The sequence below is a fragment of the Salinibius halmophilus genome (genome assembly GCF_003577475.1).
GTDB lineage: Bacteria > Pseudomonadota > Gammaproteobacteria > Pseudomonadales > Natronospirillaceae > Salinibius > Salinibius halmophilus.
This window is the reverse complement of sequence record NZ_QPEP01000012.1, coordinates 60,184-74,908: the sequence shown is the minus strand read 5'-3', so window position 1 is coordinate 74,908 and position 14,725 is coordinate 60,184. Positions and strand designations below refer to the sequence as shown.

At 49.6% G+C, this 14,725-nt stretch carries 11 protein-coding genes; 4 read left to right on the top strand and 7 right to left on the bottom strand.

The window, feature by feature from the left end:
* Positions 1 to 4: 4 nt before the first annotated feature.
* The 7 genes from DUW71_RS13995 to pilG form a co-directional block, all read right to left on the bottom strand.
* The gene (locus tag DUW71_RS13995) at positions 5 to 2,737 is read right to left on the bottom strand and encodes a response regulator (RefSeq protein WP_119395889.1); all 2,733 of its coding nucleotides are present in this window, start codon (positions 2,735 to 2,737) and stop codon (positions 5 to 7) included.
* Positions 2,692 to 6,243 (bottom strand): Hpt domain-containing protein, encoded by a 3,552-nt coding sequence (locus DUW71_RS13990; protein ID WP_119395888.1) that lies wholly within the window; start codon positions 6,241 to 6,243, stop codon positions 2,692 to 2,694. The genes DUW71_RS13995 and DUW71_RS13990 overlap by 46 nt, the downstream gene beginning before the upstream one ends.
* Positions 6,244 to 6,256: 13 nt before the next feature.
* Entirely contained in the window at positions 6,257 to 7,123 is an 867-nt protein-coding gene (locus DUW71_RS13985; protein WP_233546149.1) for a CheR family methyltransferase, read from the bottom strand.
* 25 nt (positions 7,124 to 7,148) lie between these two features.
* Positions 7,149 to 9,200 carry a methyl-accepting chemotaxis protein gene (locus tag DUW71_RS13980; RefSeq protein WP_119395887.1) on the bottom strand — a complete coding sequence of 684 codons (2,052 nt, stop codon included), beginning with the start codon at positions 9,198 to 9,200 and terminating at the stop codon, positions 7,149 to 7,151.
* Positions 9,201 to 9,776: a chemotaxis protein CheW gene (locus tag DUW71_RS13975; RefSeq protein ID WP_119395886.1), complete on the bottom strand. Its 576-nt coding sequence runs from the start codon at positions 9,774 to 9,776 to the stop codon at positions 9,201 to 9,203.
* 24 nt (positions 9,777 to 9,800) lie between these two features.
* Positions 9,801 to 10,163 carry a twitching motility response regulator PilH gene (pilH, locus tag DUW71_RS13970; RefSeq protein ID WP_119395885.1) on the bottom strand — a complete coding sequence of 121 codons (363 nt, stop codon included), beginning with the start codon at positions 10,161 to 10,163 and terminating at the stop codon, positions 9,801 to 9,803.
* A gap of 38 nt (positions 10,164 to 10,201) precedes the next feature.
* Complete coding sequence (pilG, locus tag DUW71_RS13965; protein ID WP_119395884.1) at positions 10,202 to 10,582, bottom strand: twitching motility response regulator PilG; 381 nt, start codon at positions 10,580 to 10,582, stop codon at positions 10,202 to 10,204.
* Between the two features lie 190 nt (positions 10,583 to 10,772).
* Between pilG and gshB the strand changes: the two genes are divergently transcribed.
* From gshB to DUW71_RS13945, 4 genes are all read left to right on the top strand, one after another.
* Positions 10,773 to 11,723, top strand: coding sequence for a glutathione synthase (gene gshB, locus DUW71_RS13960; protein WP_119395883.1), 951 nt, complete (start codon positions 10,773 to 10,775; stop codon positions 11,721 to 11,723).
* Between the two features lie 209 nt (positions 11,724 to 11,932).
* Entirely contained in the window at positions 11,933 to 12,670 is a 738-nt protein-coding gene (locus DUW71_RS13955; RefSeq protein ID WP_158584119.1) for an energy transducer TonB, read from the top strand.
* Positions 12,654 to 13,136: a Holliday junction resolvase RuvX gene (ruvX, locus tag DUW71_RS13950; RefSeq protein ID WP_199671229.1), complete on the top strand. Its 483-nt coding sequence runs from the start codon at positions 12,654 to 12,656 to the stop codon at positions 13,134 to 13,136. Before DUW71_RS13955 ends, ruvX begins: the two co-directional genes overlap by 17 nt.
* Before the next feature lie 254 nt (positions 13,137 to 13,390).
* Positions 13,391 to 14,575, top strand: coding sequence for an MFS transporter (locus DUW71_RS13945; RefSeq protein WP_158584117.1), 1,185 nt, complete (start codon positions 13,391 to 13,393; stop codon positions 14,573 to 14,575).
* Positions 14,576 to 14,725: the final 150 nt, after the last annotated feature.

Sequence of the window (14,725 nt, the reverse complement as noted above, 5' to 3'; positions counted from 1 at the left end):
GTGGCTAAACCAAGGTTTCAGCAATCGCTAGCTGTTTTTTAATGTTCTCAAGCAAGGCAGCCTCTTGGAACGGTTTGCCCATGTATTCATTGACCCCAATCGCTAGTGCACGGTCGCGGTGCTTACTGCCCGTACGAGACGTAATCATGATAATTGGCACATGCGACAAACGTTCGTCGTGGCGCATGCGTGTTGCCAATTCAAAGCCGTCCATGCGAGGCATCTCAATATCGAGTAGCATCAAGTCAGGGATCGTATCCTGTAGGGTTAATAGTGCATCAGCACCATCTTTCGCTACTACAGCTTTATAACCGTTACGTTCAAGTAAGCGAGTCGTTACCTTGCGTACCGTCACCGAGTCATCGACAACCATGACCGTATATTGTTCGTCTTCTACCAAAGAACGCGCCTTGGTCTGGTTTTGATCGGTGAGCGCGTTTCTCTCTGGCTCCTGCTGCAACAGGGCCTGCTCTGTACGAGCAAGCGTTGCCAAATCAATAATCACAACCACTCGGCCATCACCGAGGATAGTGGCACCTGACAGACCCGCCACTTGCGCGAACTGAGGGCCAATTGATTTCACCACAATTTCGCGAGAGCCAAGTAGCTCGTCAACGTGCACGGCAATGTGATCGCCAGCGTGACGGCCTTTAATGAGCACCACAGGCAATGGCAATCCATTGTTATCAAGGCGTGGATTGTGGCCTGTGCCCAATACATCACCCAAATAACGAATGCGATAATCCTGACCACCATAATGGTAGGTCGCGTTGCTCGCCTTCATATGTGCCATCAGTTCTTCTTCTGGTACTCGTACAATACCCTCAATGGTATTCAGCGGTAATGCATAAAGCTCTTCACCAATGCCTACCATCAAGGCGCGGTTGACCGATACAGTGAACGGAATACGTAATAAGAAGTTGGTACCAATTTGTGGTTCGCTGTATAGCTCAACCGAACCACCGAGTTGGCGAATTTCACTTGCCACAACATCAAGACCTACACCACGTCCTGAAATCTGCGTTACTGACTCAGCCGTTGAGAAACCTGCGGTCATCAACAGTTGCAGTAATTCTTCTTGGGTAAGCTCTGCATCGGCTTCAATCATGCCGCGCTCAATGCCTTTGCGGCGAATCGCGTCGGTATTAATACCTTGGCCATCATCGGAAATATTCAACACCACATCTCCACCTTCGCGGGCGATTTCAATGGTGATGGTACCCATCTCTGGTTTACCTTGAGCCGCTCGATTACTCGGCAGCTCAATACCATGGTCAATGGCGTTGCGCAGCATGTGTTCAAGTGGCGCAACAAGGCGCTCCAGCACTTGGCGGTCAAGCTCACCGTCGGCGTTGCGCGTTTGCAGCTCTACTTGTTTACCCAGTTCGGCTGCAATTTGGCGAACAACACGGCGCAAACGTGGCAGCATGCGAGAGAAAGGCACCATGCGTGTTTGCATGAGGCCTTCTTGCAGTTCAGTATTAATTCGGCTTTGTTGCACGAGCACAGTTTCGGCATCACGCGACTTGTCTACCAGGGAGGCTTTTAAGTCGAAAATATCCGATGCGGATTCCAGCAAAGCACGCGATAGCTGCTGAATGGTTGAGTAACGGTCCATTTCTAATGGGTCGAACTCTTCTTGACCCATTTCGGCAACCTGCTCTTGGCGGAAGCTAACCTGTGCTTCTGTTTCGGCGTCTAACCGGCGCACCTGCTCACGTAAGCGCGAGATCGTCGCTTCCATCTCTTCGAGTGTGAAACCAAACTCACTGACTTGCTCTTCCAAACGAGCACGTGAAATAGACGTCTCACCGGCAAGGTTAACTAGGTTCTCCAGCAGGTCGGCTTGTACACGAACAGTCTCTTGAGGCTGTGCACGCTTTTCAGCTTGTTTAGGCTGTTGCAAATCTGGACCGGTGCGCTTGCTTGCAGGCTTAGCCTTCGGTACTTCCGGCACTTGTGGCTCTACTGGCACGTCTGCAGTAACCTGCTGGCGAACTTGGTCAATTGCGGCAGCTGACAGGTCATGCTCGCTAATCAAGGCTGCTACAAAGTCAGCGCTGATATCGCGATTACCACTGGTTCGAGCGACCAGCTCAGATTCTAAATCGTGGTAGAACTGACCGAGTTTGTCTAAATTCGCAACACGAGCGCCACCTTTCAGCGTATGCAAAATGCGTTTGCATTCATCAACACTATTTAGGTTGCCATGATCTTGTTGCAATGATTGCAATGCAGCCGTCAGCTGTTTGTTAAGTTCTTGCGCTTCATCGATAAAGATCGCCAGCAACTCGTTACTTAAATCAAGTTTGGCAACAAAGTCATTATCGAATGCTGGCAACACAGTGACGTCATCTGTGTCATCACTCGCTTCTGATTGCGCTAACGGTTCACCGTAGATTTCTAAATGCAGAGCATTCAATAAATCTGGTGCCGGCTGACAACCTTGGCGTTCTACAATGTCGTGCACCATGTCTTGCAAACGGTCTTGGCAGCTTGCTGCCAGCTTCATTTTGTCGGCAGACACCGTCAATCGACCATCAGCTAGGCGCTCATAAAGTGATTCTAGCTCGTGGGCTAAATCACCAATAGGTCGCAACTCGGCCATGCGCGCGCCACCTTTAAAGGTGTGCAAATCGCGCTGAAGCGCTGTGAGAATATTGATGTTCTCTGGCGCATCGCGCCAATCATTTAGGTGCGCCTGAATCGTTTCCGCCAGCTCTTCGGCTTCTTCCAAGAAGATCTCGAGCGTGTNGGCTCTGGCTCTGGCTCTGGCTCTGGCTCTGGCTCTGGCTCTGGCTCTGGCTCTGGCTCTGGCTCTGGCTCTGGCTCTTCAGTTTGCGGCGCTTCTATTTCTGGTGCAACCGTCGCTTGCGCCAAAATATCAGCGAGTTTTTGATCGACTTCACGCAGCGAAGCTAAATTATCTTCGTCAGAAATGATGCTAAGCCCAGCTGCTAAGCGATCAAGAATGTTCATCAAGCTTGCAAGCGATAAGGTAACCGCAGAGCTATGAACAGGGTCAACCGGTTCGGCGATTTGCACCGCCTTGTTCATCACCTTGCCCATCTGTTCACATAGCTGTTGCACGGGTGCAATATCAATTGCTAGCGCCACATCAGCCAGAGTATCCAACTCTTGTGCGAAGAGTTGTAGCTGTTCTAAGTCTGGCTCGGCACACCAATGCGACAAATGCTCTTCTGCAGCAATCAACTGCGCCATCGCATCACTACTAAACAATGCCATCAAGCCAATGCTTGGGCTTGACTCACGACTAAGCGCATAGGCCGCCAATCGATCCTCAAGAGTTGACTCAATGCGCTCAATGCATAGATCAACATCTGCTTGGGCGACTTCAGTGCCAGCTTTATACGCTTCATCTAAGCGGCGAATAACACTCGTCGCATCAGCGATCACTTCAAAGATTAGCCAATCGCCTTCAGCTTGCTGGTCACGCAACTCTTTGACTAATCTCTCACCCGCACCGGCAATATTACGCTCGGCTTCGCGACCAGCCATACCGGCTGCACCCTTGATGGTGTGTAAGCTGCGCAACAGCGTATCATCTAAATCGGTTCGGCCACTGTCTCTTGCCTCGACTAAGAAAGCTTCCAAGGCCGCAAGGTGTGTTTCTAGTTCCTGCTCGAATGTGCGACTTAATTCATCTTCGGTGAGTGTGTCACTCGCGGCTGCGTCTTGCGCATCGCTTTGATCATCATCCTGTCGTTCTACAGACTCTGGCAGATCTAGCTCAACCTCAAAGCCAGCATCGTCATCATCAACGGTAAATGATTCACTTAGGTCTAGTTCAATACTACCGTCGTCTGATGACGGCTCGTCGAACTCAAACACTGGCACGTCTGCATCAAACTCTGCAGACTCGCCTAAGTCGACTGTTAAGTCGAGATCAGCCGATTCAGTGTCATCGTCCGCACCTCGCTCCATGGCAAGGTCAACAGGCTCAACCTCGTTGTCGCTGACTTCCAATTCTTGCAGCGCAGCGGCCTCATCCAGCTGCTCGTCCGCGGCCAGCGACATTTCGTCTGTAGCCGGTGATTCGACAACCTCTGCAACCGAGCTTTCTTCGCCAGACCCTGCGTTTAACTCACTGACGTCAATTTGTTCGCGGTCTGCTTTTGCGAAAGCCAAGGCTTTAATTTGTTGAACAGAAGGTGTTTCAAACTGCTGGCCACCACGGTAGTCATCAACTAACCTTGGCAGCTCTGCAAGGGTGGCGTCGATGAGTGCAAATACATCGTCATCCAAATCGATCGTGCCATCAATCGCACGATTCAACATGTTTTCAATCGACCAAGCTAACTCGCCAACCACTACTGCGTGCACCATACGGCCAGAACCTTTGAGCGTGTGGAAGGCACGGCGGACGGTAGTAAGGTCATCGTTATGCTGACGATCTTGTTTAACTTGTGGATAGAACTCTGCCAAGGTCGCCTGAACATCTTCAAGCTCTTCTAGGAAGACTTCGATGATTTCTTCATCGATTAAATCATCATCTACTTCAACCGCTATGGCTTTGGCTTGCTCAGTCGCAACTGCTTGTGGCTCAGCTTCTTCAACCGCAGCCTCTTCGCTAGGCGTCTCTTTTTCGCTCGCCTGTGCATCATAACCCAGCGTTTGAAGCTTAGCTTTCGCCGTGGCTAGCATATTGTGCAAAGAGGAATCTTGCTGCTCAAATCGCTCGCAGAAGTATTCAAGACTGACTAGGACATCAGCGGTTGAATTAAGAATATCTTCATTACTTGGCTCGCCAGTAAAGTGGTGTTCTACCACCCAAGCTAATCCGGCAGCCAGCTCAGAAGGTGCTTCGAGCGCAGCCAAGGTAAAAGTACGAGATAAACTGCGCAAACGCATTGAAGCGCCATCTAGCTCGTTGATGTTCCACGACGAAAAATAGAAGGTAAGCTGTTCTTTAACCGTATCAAGCTCTTGCGATGCTTGCTCAATTAACGCAACTTGGGCTTTATCAATCGCGGCAGTTTGTCGGTCTGCTTGATCAATCGACAAATCTTCCAAGGCATATTCAGCATCTACAACGGCGTCTGCTATTTGCTGGAATGCCGACTCATCTGCTACCAAAATAAGCTCAGCAGCTTCGCGCAAGCGACGGCCGAGTCGCCCTTGCCCAATCATCGACAACGTATCAGCAAAACGGGCAAGCCGTTCTTCTAGCTCTCCAGAAGTGCCATCACTAGCACTACCAGCACGAAGCTCATCAACAATAGCTTTTATTTGGGTAAGTTCATCTGCTAGGGCTGAGCCAACCGAAGACAGCGCCTCTTTATCCGGGCCTGCTAGTTTGCGCCGAGCGTGATCAATTTTTTCGGCATGAGGAATACTACTATCTAGCTGGAATCGTTGCTGAACTTGCGTGATGCTAGCGATATCTGTATCCAAACTCGCTAAGTGGTAAAGCAAACCCTTGATGACATCATCTTCTACAAATGAAGCAATCGTTGCAACCGGGTCAGCAATAACAGATTTTAACGACTTATCTACTTGTTGCAGTTGCTTTTTAATGGCTGAAGATAACGGCAATAACTCGGCCTGAACCCCATCAACAAACGCATCAGCAACAACAAAATATTGACCACGAGGCGTTTTGGCAGTGAGACCCGCAAGACGTTGCGTTACTTTTTTAATGTAATCTAGGTTCTCTGGGCTGTCTTGGCCTCGCAACAAGCCAAGCAAAGCAATCTGATAAACATGACGCAGTTTTTTTGCCAGCTCTAAAAACTTATCACTGGCAAAAACTTTTTCTGATACATCAGGCAAATCGCTCGGGCGTGCCGCTGCCATATTTGGGGTAAATAACGACAGCTCAGATAATAGCTGACCACCGTAAGCTGAACGCAACTCATTGATTAGTGGCAACAGTACTACCGGTGAATCTGGTTCGCCAGACTGCACCGCTTCTAGGTAGCTTGGTAGTTGCAACACGCCTTGAAGCAGGGTAGCAAGGTTTGCTTCCGACGCTGGTGCAGTTTCGTTGTATAGCGCACTGGCTAGGTTTTCAAGTTCTCGAGCGAGGGTTGCCGCCCCGTCAAATTCAACCATTTCTAGTGTGCCGCGCACTTGATGTAGCCAAGCCAAGCAAAACTGCAACCGGCTTGAATCCTCAGGTTGCTCGATAAACGCTTCAATCGCTTGGCGAGCATCTCTAAGGGTGGCATCAATCTCTTTGCGTACCCACTCTAGGGCAACATAATCCTGCTGTTCGCTCATAGCCACTCCAGCCTTAAATCATGCGTCGACGATAAGCGAGTACACGCTTGTCGTCTACACGTTCGGCTCGATAAACCGGGGTTTCTATCACCTCTCCTGCACCTAGAATAAGCAGTCCACCTGGTCGCAGTCGGTCTATCAAATTGTTTACAATCTCGATTCTTCGGTTTTTTCTAAAGTAAATCAGCACATTTTGGCAAAAAATAATATCCATGCCAGACAGGGGCGAATCCCCCATATCCAACAAGTTGCCGCGGGTAAAGCAGCACCTTGCTTGCACTTCGCTTAAAACTTGCCAATGCCCTTCTTGCTCAGCGGGCAACATAAACTGTTCGCGATAGTTTGCAGGCATCTCGAGCAACTTGCGCTCTGGATACGTTGCCTCACGTGCTTTTAATAACGCTGGCGTACTGATGTCAGTAGCTGTTACACCAAACGCGAGGCGCTTGCCAAACTGTTCGGCAACATCTGCTGCGACCATGGCTAACGAATAGGGTTCTTCACCAGTCGAACACCCTACACTCCAAATTGCTAAGGGCCGCGTTGCGCTGCGAATTCGCCGTTCAATGTGCTCACGCATAAGTTGTATTGCGTCAGCATCACGAAAAAATCGAGTTTCTTGTACTGTGATTCGATCGATTAACGCCATCCACTCAACCACGCCACTAACCCCCTTGGTTAGTCGCTGTCGGTATTCATGGTAATGATCGATGCCAAGCTCACGCATTCTGAGCGTCAGACTGGTTTCGAGAAAATGCCGGCGATGCGCCGGCACTTCTATACCAAGTCGCTCATCAAGCAGTCGCTGCCAGGCAACAAACTCGTCATCTGGCAGTGGCGCGATCGGTTTCGGACGCCACGACGATGAATGCACAGTCACCTCTAGGCCCTATTGGACCGCTTGCTTATTGGTTTGCTGCATCTAATTCAGGCAGTTTAAAGCCTGCTACCGATGCACGCATCTCAGATGCCAAGCCTGCTAGATCACCAATCGATCGAGCGGTTGCCATGGTACCGGCAGAGGTTTGTGACGTAATGTCTTGAATAACGTTCATCGTATTTGAAATGTGACCCGCAGACGACGCCTGCTGACGTGCCGCGTTGGAAATGTTCTGAATCAATTCCGCCAAAGACTTAGATACGTTTTCAATTTCTTCCAGAGCAACACCCGCATCTTGCGCTAGGCGTGCACCACGTACTACCTCAGAGGTTGTCGATTCCATCGAGATTACCGCTTCGTTGGTATCCGACTGAATCGTTTTAACCAGTGCTTCAATCTGCTTGGTTGCCGCAGAAGAACGTTCCGCTAGGCGCTGTACTTCGTCGGCAACTACCGCGAAGCCTCGACCCGCGTCACCGGCCATGGATGCCTGAATCGCTGCGTTAAGTGCCAGAATGTTCGTTTGGTCAGCAATATCGTTAATCAGGGATACGATATCACCAATTTCCTGTGACGATTCACCAAGGCGCTTAATACGCTTCGACGTGTCTTGAATCTGTTCGCGAATCGTGTCCATGCCGTTGATTGTATTTTGTACAACGTCAGCACCCTTCTTCGCGATTCCTACCGCACGTTCGGCAACCATCGCCGATTCGTTGGCGTTGGCAGATACCTGGTCAATCGACACCGCCATTTCGTTAATCGCTGCCGACGCACCAGCAATCTCTTGCGCCTGGTTCTCCGCAGATTCGGCTAGGGAAACGGCCGTAGACTGAGTTTCTTGTGCAGCCGATGATACCTGTACGGCAGTTGCGTTAATCGCACCTACCAGTTGGCGCATCTGGTCAATCGCGTAGTTAATAGAGTCGGCGATCGCACCCGTGAAGTCCTCGGTTACCGTTGCCTGTGCGGTCAAGTCACCGTCAGCTAGGTCAGCAAGTTCGTCAAGAAGACGTAGAATCGCGTTCTGGTTTCGCTCGTTTTCGTCGGCTAGTTGCTTCTGCTCTTGTGTTGAGCCGCGAATAATAACCGCAGCAATTGCTGCCATCAGAAGCACTGCTACCGCAATCGCAATCGTCAAGAGCAAGCCAAATGGGCGTGAGTCAGACATTGCTTGAATATCATCTTCAAGCGTTTGTAGGGCGCCAAGTAGCTGCTCAGAATCTTCATAGATTAACTGTGCTGCTTCACGCACCTGGAACAACTCTGGCGAACGGTCAAGAATACGTGTTACAGCAGTACGAATACCGTTAAAGTCCTCTTGAATGATCTCAAGTACTTCACGCGCTTCAGGATCGATTACGGCTTCGATGTCTAGCGAAGGGTCGCCATTGATCTGGGCATTTAGGTTCGACGTAAATCCTTGTACATAGCGAGTAAAGTCGTCCGCCGCAGTGATCGCACCGTCATCGTCATCTAGCATTTGCGCAACCGTACCCAGCATTTGCTGAATCACAAGAATTTGGTCTTGCGCTATAGAAATGTGGCGAGGGTTATCGATGCCGTTTTGCTGAATGATCGCCACGACGTCATTATATGACAGACGAATTAGCGGCAGCTCTTCTTCAACCGTTAGAACGTAGTCATTCACCTCGGTGATGTAAGATTCCGACGCCACAATCTGGTCGGCAGCCAAACGCACACCTACCCACAAACGGTCAACCGCTCGCATATCGATGCTGCTATCAAGCGCTGGAGAGTAGTCGCCGTCAACCGTCGATTCCTCTTTCAATTCTTGTAAATCGCCAGCGAAGTGATTCCTTTCTTCCAATAGGAAGTCGAAAGCGTTGGCGCGGCCGTCTGCTGCCTCGGTGGCGTTCTTAGCAAGCTGCTGTGACAGTACTTGCAAGTCCGCTACGTTAGACAAATGCACGCGGTCTTCAGAGGAGGTTTTATTATCGAAGTAAAACAACGCGATAAGCACGACAAGAGCCGCCAATAGGGCAGCCACTAAAGAAATAATTGTCGAGCTTTGCTTATTGCGGAGTAGCGACGATAGGCTAGTTGAAAGGTTCATTTATGACTCCAGTCCTATGGCCTTATTTGCCGATTGTCCAATCGCAACGGCGGAAAACCGCTCTGATTGAATTAGACGATTAAACTGTAACAAGTTCCATTGTTTAGATTGAAATACGTAGCTACCGTCGGTTAATGCACTCAGTGCATCAGGTAGTAACTCCGTTGTTTCCTGCCATGCGGCATGAGGTAGCTGTTGCATACCCAATACTGCATCGACAATCAGCCCGGTTGGGTGATCATCATGTTCGACCACCAACATTCGCCGCTGGCGAAGAGGGACCGAGGATTCGACGCCAAGTAAATCAGCGACGTCGATAACTGGGACTAGGCGACCACGTACGTTAGCCAAACCTAGCACCCAAGATTCAACTCGTGGGATACGGGTTAACACTGGCACATCTAGGATTTCAGTGACCTGCCCCATTTGCGCGACAAATGCGTGCCCTGCTAAAGCAAAACCAATACCTTGCAGCGTTTCTTGCGCCACGGTTTGCTCGGGCAAGCCCAAAGCAAGTGCCACGCTTCGCTGGGCAAGGTTTTGCAGTTTTTCAAAGGGTGTCATCTGAACAGACATCTATTTCCCACTTGCTCTCTAGCGTTAATTCAGAACAGCGTTAATCTCGCTGAGCAAGGTGTCTTCGTCTACCGGTTTAACCAAATAGCCGACGGCTCCTTGTCGCTTGCCCCATACTTTGTCAGTTTCTTGGTCTTTTGTGGTCACAATAATTACTGGAATGTGCGCCGTATCACTTCCTCGCGTCAATTGACGTGTCGCTTGAAAGCCGTTCAGACCAGGCATTACGATATCCATCAATACAACGTCAGGCAACTCTTGTCGCGCCAACGCCACACCATCTGCGCCACTTTCGGCGGTCAGCACCTCGTGACCATTGCGTTCTAGCATTTGTTTGAACGCCAAAGTCTCGGTTGGCGAATCATCGACAATCAGTATTCGTGCCATTTTTACCTCAAAACAATAAAAAGCAGTGGATAGGGTGATTAGCTAATATGCGCGCGAATCGCGCCGAGCAACTCTTCCTTGCCAAATGGCTTGGTTAGGTACTCATCAGAACCGACAATACGGCCTTTTGCTTTATCAAATAAACCATCCTTGCTCGACAGCATGATAACCGGCGTGTCGCTGAAGTTGCTATTGTTTTTGATCAAGGCACAGGTTTGATAGCCATCTAAACGAGGCATCATAATGTCAACAAAAATAATATCAGGCCTTGTATCGGCAATTTTTGCGAGTGCATCAAATCCATCAGTTGCCGTCACTACCTCGCAACCAACTTTCTTTAGCAATGTTTCAGCTGTACGGCGAATGGTCTTACTGTCATCGATGACCATTACCTTTAAGCCTTCAAAGTTGTTCTCCATGGGACACCTTGCACCAAGTGCGCTACCCATAAGGGTAGCAACTATAGTTATTCGTCGAGCGCGTAGACATTAAGGGGGATTTTGTACCACAGTTGCAAAGCTTGCGCCACAACCCCATATCGTTCTACACGTACCTTTATGCAATATAGTTAAACTTAGCAACCATACACTATTCCAGCAGGTAAAGCTTATGACTACACGTATCGGCATTGTTATGGATCCGATCGCCAAGATTAGTTACCACAAAGACAGCACCCTTGCCATGATGTGGGCCGCCCAAGAGCGTGGCTGGCAGGTTTTTTATATCGAGATGCAAGACCTGTTCGCAGAACAAGGGCAAGCGATGGCCGCAGTAAAGCCGATCGTAGCGCATAAAGATGACAAGCATTGGTATGATTTGGGCGAGGAAATGATCATGCCACTTGCCGATCTTGATGTAATATTTATGCGTAAGGATCCACCTTTTGATAACGAGTACATATATGCAACATATATTCTAGAGGTGGCCGAAAAACAGGGTACGCTCATCGTTAATAAGCCAAGCAGCCTGCGAGATTGCAACGAGAAATTTTTTGCCACGCAATTCCCACAGCTTACACCACCACATATGGTTGCCCGTGATAAGCGGCATTTGGTGAGATTCTACCATGAACATAAAGATGTCATATTTAAGCCGCTTGACGGCATGGGCGGCAGCCAAATCTTCCGGGTTAAAGAGGATGATCCAAACCTTAGTGTTATCCTTGAAACCCTGACCAATCATGGCCAGTGGCAAATCATGGCACAAAAGTACCTGCCAGAAATCAAACAAGGCGATAAACGCATACTGGTCATCGACGGCAAACCGGTTGACTACTGCTTAGCGCGCATTCCGGCGGACGGAGAAACCCGCGGCAACCTAGCAGCCGGAGGGCGCGGTGTCACGCAACCACTCTCAGACCGTGATCGCGAGATCGCCGAAACCGTCGCACCAGAACTTGTGAAACGCGGGTTAATTTTCGTCGGCTTAGACGTAATCGGCGACTCGCTAACTGAAATAAACGTGACCAGCCCAACCTGCATCCGCGAAATTACTCGTGACAGCGGCATAGACGTCGCCGCACTACTGATGGAAGCAGTTGCTAGCAAGCTAACAAAGTAAATAGCGCTATCGTCTTCAGGGGCGTAGCCCCTGACATTACGTTATTGCGACATACTGGGGCTGACACTGACAAGCGTATGGGTATACTAGCGTCATTAATGGATTGAATAGATATCGCCCGAATGCAAGCTTTGGCCAATGACCGTCTAGTTTTTTCGCTTTTTTTAGCCGCAGTAGCACACGCTGTTATCCTGTTTGGCATACGCTTTGTGGCACCGCAATTTGAAAGCGTGGCGCAAGCGCAAGATGTTACCCTGGTGATGATGCGCAGTGAGCGCCAGCCAGACGATGCTGACTTCATTGCGCAAAGCAATAGTGAAGGTAGTGGCAATTTAGATGAGAAGCGTGAGCTCACCACACTTGCCGAATCTGAGTTTGCCGGTGAACAATTCGACCGCCAACAGGTACAATCGGGCGCCCGCGAAGCCGTGCAACGTAGTGTACTGACCGTTGCCAGCATTGACGGCATTGAACAGCAAGCTGAAACCAGGGAAAGCGAAGTCGAAGGCCAACAGTCACCCGACGACCGCACCGTTTCAGCGAATACATTACGAGCGCTAGTGGCCGAGCAAGTCAATCGCTACGCCAACCGGCCCAACATTAAAACCATTTCTAGCATTTCTGCGGTGTCCGACGACGAAGCCGCTTATCTTTATGACTGGCAGCAACAAGTTGAACGAGTCGGTAATGCCAATTACCCAGAAGCAGCCCGTTCGCAACGCTTATCCGGTAGTGTTCGAGTCTTAGCTGGCATTCGCAAAGATGGCTCACTGGCCTATGTTGAGATTCGCAAGTCCTCAGGCTATGACATTTTAGACAATGCCGCCGAGCGCATCGTCATGCTTGCCGCACCATTTGAGCAGTTGCCCGACACCAGTGGCGCGGATGTGCTTGAAATCATTCGAACCTTCCGCTTTGAGGTCGACCTAGATGTCGGAAATCAGTAACTACCAGCGCATTCTCGCCTTCGACTTTGGCAGCAAGCGCGTAGGTATAGCCATAGGGCAAATGATCACCGGGCAAGCAAGGCCGCTTGAGCCAATTAAAGTGGATAATGGCAAACCGAATTGGCAGTTATTGGACCCTATTATAAAAGAATGGCAGCCTAGCGCCCTCATTGTTGGCATACCCGTCAATATGGACGGCAGCATGAGTGAGCTTGGCTTGCGCGCCGATAAGTTTCGCCGCCGCCTCGCTGCTCAATATGACCTACCAACCCATCGCGTTGACGAGCGCCTAACGAGCTTCGAAGCTAAAGGCATTCAGCTTCAGCAAGATCGCCGCAAGTCAGACTTTGGCAAACACTCGGTAGATGGTTTGGCCGCAGCGCTAATTTTTGAAACCTGGGTCGAACATTATTACGAGACAGGCGAAACTGACTTTTATCATCCAGAGCTAAAGCCATTGGATTGATTTCTGTACAGTTCTCTTTAGCGCATAAACTTTTATTTACTCGCAATCAAGATTCGCGTCGCTATACTGCCGGCTCGATCATGGAGTTTTCAATGCACGCACACATCTTTATTCAACAACCACTAGTAGCTGCCTGGATGAAGGTCGGCTGCGGTGTGCTTTGTAGAATCAGGGGATAATAAGCGTACTTTGAATCTTTTTTTACCCCTGCTGCCAATTGGCATCAGGGGTTTTTTAGTTTTAGGGAGATGGAAATGAGTTCCCCAAGTGGTAGAAGCGTTCGTCTGAACTTTAAAATATTGAACAGCATCGCATTCACTCAGCTGTTTTTGATATTTATGCCAATCATGGTGCCGCTTTTTGGTAGCTACGGCCTAGACATGCAGCAGATTTTTCTACTGCAATCCGTTTTCGGCGCAACCCTGCTGCTATGCGAAGTGCCATCTGGCTATATCGCTGACCTATTTGGCCGTAAACGAGCGATGAATATTGGTTATTTTGCCGTTGGCGTGGGCTTTACCGTACTGATGTTCGCAACCGATTTTTGGACACTCGTCGTGTTTGAAGTCTTTCTTGGTATTGGCTTTAGCATGATTTCAGGCTCCGACGTCGCCATACTTTACGACAGTGAAGAAGAGCTTGGCGACCATGGTAAAAACCGCATCGGCAACCTAGCCTTTTGTCGAAACATTGGCGAAACCGTTGCGGCATTGCTGGGCGGGCTTTTAGCCTTGCATTCTTGGGAGCTCGTATTGCAAGCGCAAGCGGTAGTTGGCTGGGCAGGCTTTGCATGCACCCTGTTTTTGGTTGAACCGGTGCGCAAAATTAGCCAAAGCAGCCATACAGACAACTTTGCCAGCGTAATGCAGCAAACACTAAAACAACCGTTTTTGCGCTGGATGCTAGCCATATGGATATTAGCGTCGATGGGCTCTTGGTCCGCTGCTTGGATGTACCAAAAATACTGGACAGAACTAGAGGTAAACGTCGCGCTATTCGGTGTTATGTGGGCAGCGGCAAACGGCATCGTGGCCATCGGAGCCAAGCTCTCATTGCCACTGGCCAATCGAATCGGCAAAGCAAGCATGCTGATTGTTTTGGCCTGCCTACCCGTTGCCGGCTACCTAAGCATGGCTTTATTTAGCAGCGTGGCAGGCATTGCACTTGGTTTATTGATTAATCTCAGCCGAGGTTTTCACGTGACGTTTTTCACCGACTGGTTTAATCAACAAGTCACTGGTGAGTTTCGTGCAACAGCCAACTCAATCAAAGGCATGTTATTTCGCATTGCCACAGTGCTGATCGGCCCCATGATAGGCATGCTAGCCGACAATTCAGGTACCTCAGTCACCTTTATTGTTATCGCAACGACTTACGCCACCGGCTTCGCGCTTTTAATTACGTATCAACGTAAAAACCAAGCACAGCTACCAGCTTAGGCTGGTAGCGTTTGAACTGCGAATAATACGACAAACCTTGCGCTAGCCCCTAGCAATGTGGGCTTAGGTTCGTGATAATGCCACGTTCAGAATTTTCTGTTGAAATTTTGGTTATTTCATCAAGAGATCTCGACTTTTGATGGTCAACTT

Coding starts and splice junctions, on each gene's coding strand:
- DUW71_RS13980 (WP_119395887.1), bottom strand. CDS start 9,200: ATGAACCTTTCAACTAGCCTATCGTCGCTACTCCGCAATAAGCAAAGC.
- DUW71_RS13975 (WP_119395886.1), bottom strand. CDS start 9,776: ATGTCTGTTCAGATGACACCCTTTGAAAAACTGCAAAACCTTGCCCAG.
- pilH (WP_119395885.1), bottom strand. CDS start 10,163: ATGGCACGAATACTGATTGTCGATGATTCGCCAACCGAGACTTTGGCG.
- pilG (WP_119395884.1), bottom strand. CDS start 10,582: ATGGAGAACAACTTTGAAGGCTTAAAGGTAATGGTCATCGATGACAGT.
- gshB (WP_119395883.1), top strand. CDS start 10,773: ATGACTACACGTATCGGCATTGTTATGGATCCGATCGCCAAGATTAGT.
- ruvX (WP_199671229.1), top strand. CDS start 12,654: ATGTCGGAAATCAGTAACTACCAGCGCATTCTCGCCTTCGACTTTGGC.
- DUW71_RS13945 (WP_158584117.1), top strand. CDS start 13,391: ATGAGTTCCCCAAGTGGTAGAAGCGTTCGTCTGAACTTTAAAATATTG.